Below are 9325 nucleotides of genomic sequence, written 5' to 3'. Positions count from 1 at the left end.
TTCATCAATCCTCACTAACAAATGGATCGATTCGTTCTTTAAGAGAAGTTTTTAGAGAAGGGGAAATCATTAAAGCTTTAATATCTGAAATTGACCTGGAAAAAGGTCGCATTGGTCTCAACACTGCACTCCTAGAAAACTCTGCAGGAGAATTAATTATTGATAAGCAAAAAGTTATGCAAGAAGCCACAGAGAGAGCATTAAAAACTAAAGCACTCTTCGATAAAAAAGAACAAGATAAATGAATATCAATAAAAAAAAAGAGTCAGGTCTTAAATTAAAAATTTCAGATTGGGAATTAGATTTTTACTCAAGACCAATTATTGAAACAAATGGAAAAAAAAGGTGGGAGTTAATTATTTGCTCAACAAGAAGTTATGAGAGAGAAGATATTTTTCTTTGGAATAAAAAATGTCCTGCTAATGAAGTTAATTCCGTATGGCTTACAAAGGCACTAAATGAAGCAATAAGTGAAGCAAAAAAACAAGGATGGGCGAAACCTTCAATAGCTCGATTCTGGAGGACGTCAATGAAATCGATCATTAAGAAATCCCTGGAGGCTGTAAGTATTGAGGTTCTAGTAAGTAGGAGAACTTACAATTTATTAGATAGAATCGAATTTCTTGAAAAAGAGGTTTATCCAAAGGAAAAAGGTTATGTAAGAGGTGTATTAGCTCCGACTTTTACTTCTAAAATAGAAAACCTTCCTAAACCTCTACCAGAAGCAGTAAGGGGTGATGCTTTAACTATCGCTGAAATATCAATTGGTGAACTAAAATCAGCAGAAAATTGGCCTATGGAATTTGGAGATATTTTCCCAATTCAGCAAGATTTAGATGATAATTATTTAGTTCCAGGATTAAGACTTTTTAGCAAAGATAGATCCTTAGCACTCTCTGCATGGTTCAGCTGTTTAGAACCTATTAAATTAGTCATCAATAAGACACAACTCATACTTGAAGCTTCAGAAGATGATAAGTGGCTGGTAACTGATTTACCAGAAAAAGATGCAAACATTTTGAGTACAAAGTTTTTAGAAAATAAAAAAAACTCTTTTGGTTATCAATTTATTTCCATACAGTCAACACCATACATCGAGAAATTTGCAGGATTCTGGATTTTGAGAGATATTGAATTAATTTCATAGATTAAGTTTAGGAGCAGGAACTATTCCTTACAAAGAAATATATTTCTCAAAAGCTGAAATATTTATTCAACACAAGAAATTTGAGTATTATTCATCACCTGTCCTTAGTCAAAATAATTTCAAACATGCCTTCTTTACGAAGTCTAGCTCTGAGAAATTTCTTCAATTATTAGGAAATCACTTTAATGAAAACTACACAAATTGTGTTTCTAATCAAATTCACAGTAATGTGATAGTGTTCGGATCTCATTCGGAAGAAGGGATTAAGACTGATGCAGATGGTCTTGTTAATAATAAATGCAATCAAAACTTATGGGTTTATACAGCTGATTGTATGCCAATATTTTTTGCTGATAAAAGGACAAGAAATGTAGCGACCTTGCATTGTGGAAGAAAAGGTTTAGAAAAAAAAATTATAAAAAATATGGTTAAAATTTTCGATAACTTTGGGACATATAGAGATGACTTACTTGTTGCAATAGGACCTGCGATTTCTAAGGAACATTATTTAGTTGATAAAGTTACACTCAAAGAATTTTATAGAAAGGCCGAAAACAAAAACATAACCGTCAATTGGACTAAAACTGAAAGTGATCTATGTTTTAGTGATTTAAATCACTTCAAAGAGCAAAACTTAAATCATATTGATCTTAAAAAATCTGCCTATAGACAACTTTTAAATGAGAACATTCTTAATACGAATATAGACATCTCAAATTTATGCACATACAAATTAAAAAATGAATTTAATTCCTGGAGAAGGAGCAAAACAATCTCGAGACAATGGAATTGTATTTGCTCACAGAGATAGTTAATTTGGGCAAATTTTACTAGTTAAGTCTTTAGCAACTAATAATTCGGTCATCTCCTTAGTACCTTTAATATTAGAGACTTTGGCTAATAATAAATTTTCTTTAAAACCAAAAGGTTTTATTTTTACTTTGCTCCCCCTTGGGAATTCACTCTTAAGTAAATTAGTCGCTTTGACCTCATCATTTTCATTTACATCTACACAAAATAATCTAATATTTAGACTCCTATTTTGATCTCCCACCAAAATAGTATTTGAGCTTTTTATTTGAAGAATTTCAGCCGCGTTAACTATTACAGGGTTAAAAACAATCGAGTAGATTATTAAAATTGTTGATAATTTTTTCAATTCAGAAGCATCTAAGTTTTCAAATTATATTAAAGATAATTTTTTAAAATAACGTATTAAAAAAATCATTCTTCAGAATTAACATATCCAACCATTTGTGCGTTACTTTTCCCAGGAGGTACCATTGGATAACAATTTTCACCTCTTCTAACTAGAACATTAATTAAGGCAGGACCATTATGATCAAATGCATGTTGTAATTGATTTTGTAACTGTTTTCTATCAGAAATTAGGTATCCCTTAACTCCGAAAGACTCAGCAAGTTTTACAAAATTAGGTTCACCACAACTCATGTCCGATGAGGAATACCTTTCATTGTAGAAACTTTCCTGCCATTGCCTTACCATCCCTTGCCAGCGATTATTAATTATGATCAACTTTACGTTTAAACCATATTGGGACAATGTACCTAATTCTTGAATATTCATTAAAACGCTTGCATCTCCTGCTATGCAAATTACATCTGAATTAGGTAAGGCAGCCTTCACTCCAATTGCAGCTGGCAATCCAAAACCCATAGTACCTAAGCCTGCACTACTAATCCATTTTCTTGGTGAATTCCTAAGGTATTGAGCAGCCCACATCTGATGTTGGCCTACATCTGTAGTTACATAAGCTTCTGGCAAAATTTCTCTAACTGTTAAAAGAACTTCCTGAGGATAAATTTCACCATCTTTAGGAGGGTCATATAAAGGATGTTTATTTTTCCAATAATCAATTTTTTCTAACCAGTTTTTCGTTTGACAAGCAAATTTGTTATTAAGAGATTTTTCATTAATTCTACTTACAGCTTTTTTAACATCAGAAATAATTGCAACGTCTACACGCCTATTTTTATTAACTTCTGCTGGGTCAATATCTATATGAATGACTTTTGCATTAGGAGCAAAAGTATTCAATTTCCCAGTAACCCTATCATCAAACCTAGAACCAATAGCTATTAAAAGATCACAATCCGTAACTGCAAAGTTCGCATAAGCAGTTCCATGCATTCCTAACATCCCAACTGATAAATTATCTTTTTCATCAAAAGCGCCTTTCCCCATTAAAGTTGTTGTAACTGGTATTTGATAATTCTTTGCCAAAGTTCTTATCTCATCATGCGCCCCTGAAGATATTGCACCACCGCCAACATATAAAAGAGGTCTCTCAGAGTCCTCTATTAATTTTATAGCTTTTTTTATATCGCAATCATTAATATCTCCATTTCTTTTAAATCCTTTAGGAATAATCTCCCCAGGTAAAACTCTTTGGTAATGAAAGAATTCCTGACCCACGTCCTTTGGTATATCAATTAAAACGGGGCCGGGTCTTCCAGAAGATGCTATAAAAAAAGCTTCAGAAACTATTCTTGCTATATCTGAGGGGTCTCTTATAACCCATGAATGCTTAACGATTGGAAGAGTTATTCCAAAAATATCAGTTTCTTGAAAGGCATCAGTCCCTATAGCAGGTCTTGGGACTTGTCCCGTAACAACTACTAAAGGTACTGAATCCATTTGAGCAGTGGCAATTCCCGTTACTAAATTTGTTGCCCCTGGACCTGAAGTTCCAAAACACACTCCTACATCACCAGTCGATCTAGCATATCCATCAGCAGCATGAGATCCTCCTTGTTCATGTCTCACCATGTAGTGCTTCAACCAACCGTCTTTTTCTGCTTTATGAACAGCATCATAAATAGGGAGTATGGCTCCTCCAGGGTATCCAAATATAACCTTTACCCCATGAATTTTTAGAGAGTCCATTAGTGCATCTGCACCTGTTATCCAAATGGGGTTTTCATTTTTTGAATTATCCTTTGACAAGGATCTCGAAGTAAGAGTCACTAAAGAAATTCAATGATTACTTTAAATATTAAACTTAATTAATCACTTTTGCCTCATTTAGAAATGTAATGTGAGAATATTTCCTTAAAGTCTTCCTGTAAATTATGATTTTTCAAATAAATACTCATTGATTTTTACAAAATTCCTAACCTGTGCAAAGGTCCAGAGCCTAAGATAAGTTCAATAAAAAGTACAAGAAAAACAATCATAGCAACCCTTCCATTCCAAACCTCTGAACTATTATTCCAACCCCATTGCCATTTCTCCTGGGGGTAAAGTTTAACTTTTTCAGGCAACTGAGAAGCCTCCTCTATATTTACCAATGGCCCGTCTAAACAAGAAATCACCAGATCACTGAGACCTTCAATAAAAGTAGGATGTGTATTTAAAGCTTTTACTCTACGAAAGTTTTTGATACCAGCTTTTTCAGCAATTTCTTTATACTCAATGTCAATTTCTTGCAACGTCTCAATATGCTCTCCAACAAAACTTATTGGTACCACTACTAAATCATTAACATTTGACTTTCCAAGATCAGTTAACACCTCTTCTGTATAAGGTTTCAACCATTCAACTGGACCAACTCTACTTTGATAAGAAAGTGTATGAGGGTTACTATGTCCTAAATATTTTTCCAGCTCATTTATTATCAATAAAGAGCAATCTTCAATTTGTTGTTTATAGGGGTCTCCAGCCTCCTCTACATAACTCTTAGGAACTCCATGAGCAGTGAAAAAAATATGCGCATTGGAAGGTGATTCACAAAGTGAAATTTGTTCAGAGATCAATTCAACCATTGACTTTAAATAACCTGATTGACTAAACCAACTTCTTACACATCTCATAGGGATTTTTTTAAAGTCATTATCAGAGTCTCGCAATTTCTTTAATTCCCTAAAGCTTGAACCACTTGTACTTATTGAAAAATGTGGATACAAAGGAATAACAACAATTTGATCTATACCATCTGCTTTCATGTCAGCAATAGCTGATTCCGTAAAAGGATGCCAATACCTCATAGCTATGTAGGTAGTAGCATTTAATCCTTTATTTCTCAACTTAGATTGCAATTCTCTGGCTTGTTGTTCAGTTATTCTTCTTATGGGCGATCCACCACCTATAGAAAGATAAGCCTGTTGTGAAGTAGTACTTCTGAGAGTAGATATCAACCAAGCCAAAGGCTTTTGAAATGCAGGAAAAGGAGTCCTGATTATTTCTGGATCAGAAAAAAGATTGTATAAGAATGGGCCAACATCTGTAATGCGCTCAGGCCCTCCTAAATTCATTAGTAAGACGCCTATTTTGCTCATTTAAGAATTATGGAGATTGAAAATCAACATTAAAAACGTCATTATATGGTCAATTATATAAATAAATGCACATAATTCAGGAAATTAATAATATCAATGATAATTTTGCTACTCAAGGAAGCAAACTTAGGATTGAAAAGAGGGGGGAGAAATTAAATATTAGAGGTTTACTGCCTTCAAAAAAAGATAAAAGGAACTTTAAAGATCAGAGAATATCTCTTGGTTTAAAAGCTGATATTTTGGGATTAGAGGAGGCTAAAAAAAAATTACAATTAATAAATTTGCAACTTGAATTAAATCAATTTGACTGGATTAATTGGATAAGCTCCTCTAATCAAAAAGAAATAAAAAATGATTTTGAATTTCCAAATAAATTAAATCAATTTGAGGAATTTTTTTTTAAAGAAAGTAAAAATGTATATTTAAGTAGTACTAGAAAAACTACTTGGAGAAGTTCTTACAAGCCATATTTAAAAAGAATCCTGAGCATATATAGAGCTCAAAGCAATAAAGATTTAGTAAAAATATTTGAAAAAACACTTGAAAGTTACAAGGAAAGTAGTAGAAGCAGGAAACAATGCGCTACTTCTCTTAGTGTTTTGGCTAAGTTTTTGGACGTTAAACTACCCGAAGATTGGAAATTAAATTCTAGAGGATATGGTCTGAACAAAGCAGGATTTAGGGATCTCCCTAAAGACGAGTTGATAGAGAAAATTTGGGAGACGATACCAAACAAATCTTGGAGATTTGTTTTTGGATTGATGGCTACATATGGATTAAGAAATCATGAAGTATTTTTTTGTGATTTAAGTTCTCTAACTAATTTTGGGGACAAAATTATTCGAGTTTTACCAACAACTAAAACTGGAGAACATCAAGTTTGGCCATTTCATCCTGAATGGGTGGAAAAGTTCGAATTATCAAAACTTGGTGAAAATCCAGAACTACTTCCAAATATTAATAGAGACCTTAAAGTTACAACCTTACAAAATATTGGGAAAAAAATTACAGACCAGTTTAAGCGTTACTCTTTACAAATAAAACCTTATGATCTAAGGCATGCTTGGGCTGTAAGAACAATTTTTTATGATTTACCTGATACTGTTGCTGCCAGAATGATGGGACATTCGGTTAGTTTACATACTCAAACTTATCACCACTGGATTACTAAAAGAGATCAACAACAAGCAGTAAATAATGCTCTTTTAAAAGTTAAAAGAGCTAAAAATTTTTAAAGATTTATAATCATTGAATAAAAATTAGGGTCATATGCAAGAAAAACCTTCATCTTCCGAGAAAATATTTAACCTTGATAATCAAGCAAACAAACTTGGAATGGGAGGTAAATTATCACCGGATAGCGATGAGAGCTCATATAAAAAAAGGATGCAACAAAGAAAAGATATTCAAGCCGAAAGACTACAAATTAGAAAAACAAAAAAAGGATTATTGATTGTTTTTACAGGAAATGGTAAGGGGAAGACAACTGCATCTTTAGGTATGGCTTTAAGGACGATAGGTCATGGCCATAAAGTAGCAATAATTCAATTTATCAAAGGAGGCTGGACCACTGGAGAAGAAAAAGCAATTAAAAATTTGTCTTCAAAAATATCTTGGCATTCATTAGGAGAGGGATTTACTTGGGAAACACAAGACAGAATTAGAGATGAACAATTAGTTCAGGAGGCATGGCAACTAGCCAAAAAATACATCCAGGACGAATCATATAAACTTATCATTCTTGATGAAATTAATATTGCTACAAAACTTGGTTATCTTAAACCCGAAGATATAATCACTTTTTTTAAAAGTTTAAATAATAGAAAAAATCATATTGTTTTAACTGGAAGGGGAGCATCAGATTCAATTATCAATTACGCTGATTTAGTTACAGAAATGAAACTAATAAGACATCCATTTAAAGAGCAAGGAATAAAAGCACAAAAGTGTGTTGAGTTTTAGTTGTAGCAAATTATTATTACTCTTATATAGAGTGATTTAAAATGTTTAAAGACGCAAGCAATATCTGAATAAAAAATAAATTTGGTACATTTACTTGCTAAGGTCTTAAAAGTACAATTATTGAATGACTTACAAAAGAGTTCTCTTAAAACTTAGTGGTGAAGCACTAATGGGTGAAAAACCTTATGGTATTGATCCTGCTATAGTTCAGTCAATCGCAGAGGATGTTTCAAAAGTATTAGAAAATAATGTACAACTTGCAATAGTTGTTGGTGGTGGGAATATTTTTAGGGGGCTTAAAGGGTCTGCAGCTGGCATGGATAGAGCGACTGCTGATTATGTTGGAATGCTAGCAACAGTAATGAATGCTATTTCACTTCAAGATGGTTTAGAAAGAGTAGGAGTTGAAACCAGAGTTCAAACTGCAATAGAAATGCAGGAAATTGCAGAACCATATATTAGAAGAAGAGCTATCAGACACCTTGAAAAAGGTAGAGTTGTAGTCTTTGGAGGTGGATGCGGAAATCCATTTTTCACAACTGACACTACAGCGGCTTTGAGGGCAGCGGAGATAAATGCTGAAGTTGTTATGAAGGCTACGAAAGTTGATGGAGTATATAATTGTGATCCTAATAAATTTAAAGATGCAAAAAAATATTCCTCTCTTAGTTATCAACAAGTTCTTAGCGATGAAATCGCAGTAATGGATAGTACTGCAATAGCACTATGCAAAGATAACAATATACCTATTATGGTATTTGATATATTCAAAAAAGGGAACATCTCTAAAGCTGTTGCTGGGGATCCTATTGGTTCATTAATTAGTTAAAGCTTATTTAAATTTTTTTTATTATGAAAGAACAAGAAATTCAGGCAAATATGGATAAAAGCATTGAAGCCACACAAAGAAATTTCAATACAATTAGGACAGGCAGAGCAAATGCTTCATTGCTAGACAGAGTAAGTGTTGAGTACTACGGGGCAGAAACACCAATTAAATCACTTGCCACAATAAGCACTATTGATTCACAAACAATTTCAATACAACCGTTTGATATTTCATGTTTACAGGCTATAGAGAAATCAATTTCTATAAGTGATTTAGGTATTACTCCGAATAATGATGGTAAAGTAATAAGAATAAATGTTCCTCCTTTAACAGAAGAAAGGAGAAAAGAATTTTGTAAATTAGCCTCTAAATATGCGGAAGAAGGGAAAGTGGCTTTGAGAAATATTAGAAGAGATGCTGTTGATAAAGAAAAAAAAGATGAAAAAGATGGTCTTATTTCTATTGACGAATCCAGAGATAATCAATCTGAAATTCAGAAAATTACTGATAAATATATTGCTTTAATAGAAACTAAATTGTCCGAAAAAGAGAAGGAAATTCTAAAAGTTTGATAGGGTTTGACGTGGTAATAATTGGTGGAGGATTATCAGGATCTTCCACCGCTCTTAATCTATCAAAGAAAGGATATTCAGTTTTAATTATTGAAAAAGAAGAGTTCCTAGATTACAAACCATGTGCGGGTGGGATGGCATCTTCAATGCAAAGATTTCTTCCTTTAGATATAGAAGACTCCATAGAATCAAAAATTAAGAATGTTGAATTCAGATGGAAAGCTACAGATAATGTGACGGCTGATCTTACTGGTGAATCCCCATTTTGGATTATTAAAAGAGAGAAACTTGATCAATTATTACTTAATGAGTCCTTGAATAATGGAGTTCAGATAATAAGACCATTATTGATAGAAAAAATCATCAAAAAAAATGATAAATGGGAAATTACATGCAATAACAAAATAAAATACATATCAGAATTTCTTGTTATTGCAGATGGTTCCCAATCCGAATGGGCAGGATATTTCAATTTAGGGCCAAGAAAACCTAAATTTGCGAACACAATCTCATTAAG

Annotated in this window: 10 protein-coding genes and 1 pseudogene; 8 read left to right on the top strand and 3 right to left on the bottom strand. The window is 32.8% G+C overall.

Annotated features, from left to right (window positions below; all coding sequences use genetic code 11):
* The 3 genes and pseudogenes from EU91_RS0108945 to pgeF form a co-directional block, all read left to right on the top strand.
* A pseudogene (locus EU91_RS0108945) lies at positions 1–245 on the top strand (S1 RNA-binding domain-containing protein); the annotation flags it as partial.
* Entirely contained in the window at positions 242–1147 is a 906-nt protein-coding gene (locus EU91_RS00005; RefSeq protein WP_032525291.1) for a Tab2 family RNA-binding protein, read from the top strand. The pseudogene EU91_RS0108945 and the gene EU91_RS00005, both read left to right, overlap by 4 nt.
* 22 nt (positions 1148–1169) lie before the next feature.
* On the top strand, positions 1170–1958 hold the full coding sequence (gene pgeF / locus EU91_RS09115; RefSeq protein ID WP_342503437.1) for a peptidoglycan editing factor PgeF: 789 nt from the start codon (positions 1170–1172) through the stop codon (positions 1956–1958).
* Here the strand turns inward: pgeF and EU91_RS00015 are convergent, their stop codons facing one another.
* The 3 genes from EU91_RS00015 to hemH all read right to left on the bottom strand — a co-directional run bounded on the left by EU91_RS00015 (position 1959) and on the right by hemH (position 5445).
* Complete coding sequence (locus EU91_RS00015; protein WP_032525290.1) at positions 1959–2306, bottom strand: hypothetical protein; 348 nt, start codon at positions 2304–2306, stop codon at positions 1959–1961.
* Between the two features lie 65 nt (positions 2307–2371).
* Complete coding sequence (gene ilvB / locus EU91_RS00020; RefSeq protein WP_032525289.1) at positions 2372–4135, bottom strand: biosynthetic-type acetolactate synthase large subunit; 1764 nt, start codon at positions 4133–4135, stop codon at positions 2372–2374.
* Positions 4136–4269: 134 nt separating this feature from the next.
* Positions 4270–5445 carry a ferrochelatase gene (gene hemH, locus EU91_RS00025; RefSeq protein ID WP_032525288.1) on the bottom strand — a complete coding sequence of 392 codons (1176 nt, stop codon included), beginning with the start codon at positions 5443–5445 and terminating at the stop codon, positions 4270–4272.
* A gap of 65 nt (positions 5446–5510) precedes the next feature.
* Between hemH and EU91_RS00030 the strand changes: the two genes are divergently transcribed.
* The 5 genes from EU91_RS00030 to EU91_RS0108940 form a co-directional block, all read left to right on the top strand.
* Complete coding sequence (locus EU91_RS00030; RefSeq protein WP_032525287.1) at positions 5511–6680, top strand: site-specific integrase; 1170 nt, start codon at positions 5511–5513, stop codon at positions 6678–6680.
* 34 nt (positions 6681–6714) lie between these two features.
* Positions 6715–7407: a cob(I)yrinic acid a,c-diamide adenosyltransferase gene (gene cobO / locus EU91_RS00035; protein WP_032525286.1), complete on the top strand. Its 693-nt coding sequence runs from the start codon at positions 6715–6717 to the stop codon at positions 7405–7407.
* Between the two features lie 124 nt (positions 7408–7531).
* A complete protein-coding gene (pyrH, locus tag EU91_RS00040; protein ID WP_032525285.1) occupies positions 7532–8236 on the top strand; it encodes a UMP kinase in 705 nt (234 codons plus the stop codon).
* Positions 8237–8259: 23 nt separating this feature from the next.
* Positions 8260–8808 (top strand): ribosome recycling factor, encoded by a 549-nt coding sequence (frr, locus tag EU91_RS00045; RefSeq protein WP_032525284.1) that lies wholly within the window; start codon positions 8260–8262, stop codon positions 8806–8808.
* The coding region (locus EU91_RS0108940; RefSeq protein WP_032525283.1) for an NAD(P)/FAD-dependent oxidoreductase at positions 8805–9325 on the top strand (521 nt) is incomplete at its 3' end. The genes frr and EU91_RS0108940, both read left to right, overlap by 4 nt.

The sequence above is a fragment of the Prochlorococcus marinus str. GP2 genome, assembly GCF_000759885.1.
Lineage (GTDB): Bacteria > Cyanobacteriota > Cyanobacteriia > PCC-6307 > Cyanobiaceae > Prochlorococcus_A > Prochlorococcus_A marinus_J.
This window is presented reverse-complemented; position numbering and strand designations above follow the sequence as displayed.

What these genes read in the sequence shown, in the direction of transcription:
- EU91_RS00005 (WP_032525291.1), top strand. Translation starts at nt 242, where the DNA reads ATGAATATCAATAAAAAAAAAGAGTCAGGTCTTAAATTAAAAATTTCA.
- hemH (WP_032525288.1), bottom strand. Translation starts at nt 5,445, where the DNA reads ATGAGCAAAATAGGCGTCTTACTAATGAATTTAGGAGGGCCTGAGCGC.
- EU91_RS00030 (WP_032525287.1), top strand. Translation starts at nt 5,511, where the DNA reads ATGCACATAATTCAGGAAATTAATAATATCAATGATAATTTTGCTACT.
- cobO (WP_032525286.1), top strand. Translation starts at nt 6,715, where the DNA reads ATGCAAGAAAAACCTTCATCTTCCGAGAAAATATTTAACCTTGATAAT.
- pyrH (WP_032525285.1), top strand. Translation starts at nt 7,532, where the DNA reads ATGACTTACAAAAGAGTTCTCTTAAAACTTAGTGGTGAAGCACTAATG.
- frr (WP_032525284.1), top strand. Translation starts at nt 8,260, where the DNA reads ATGAAAGAACAAGAAATTCAGGCAAATATGGATAAAAGCATTGAAGCC.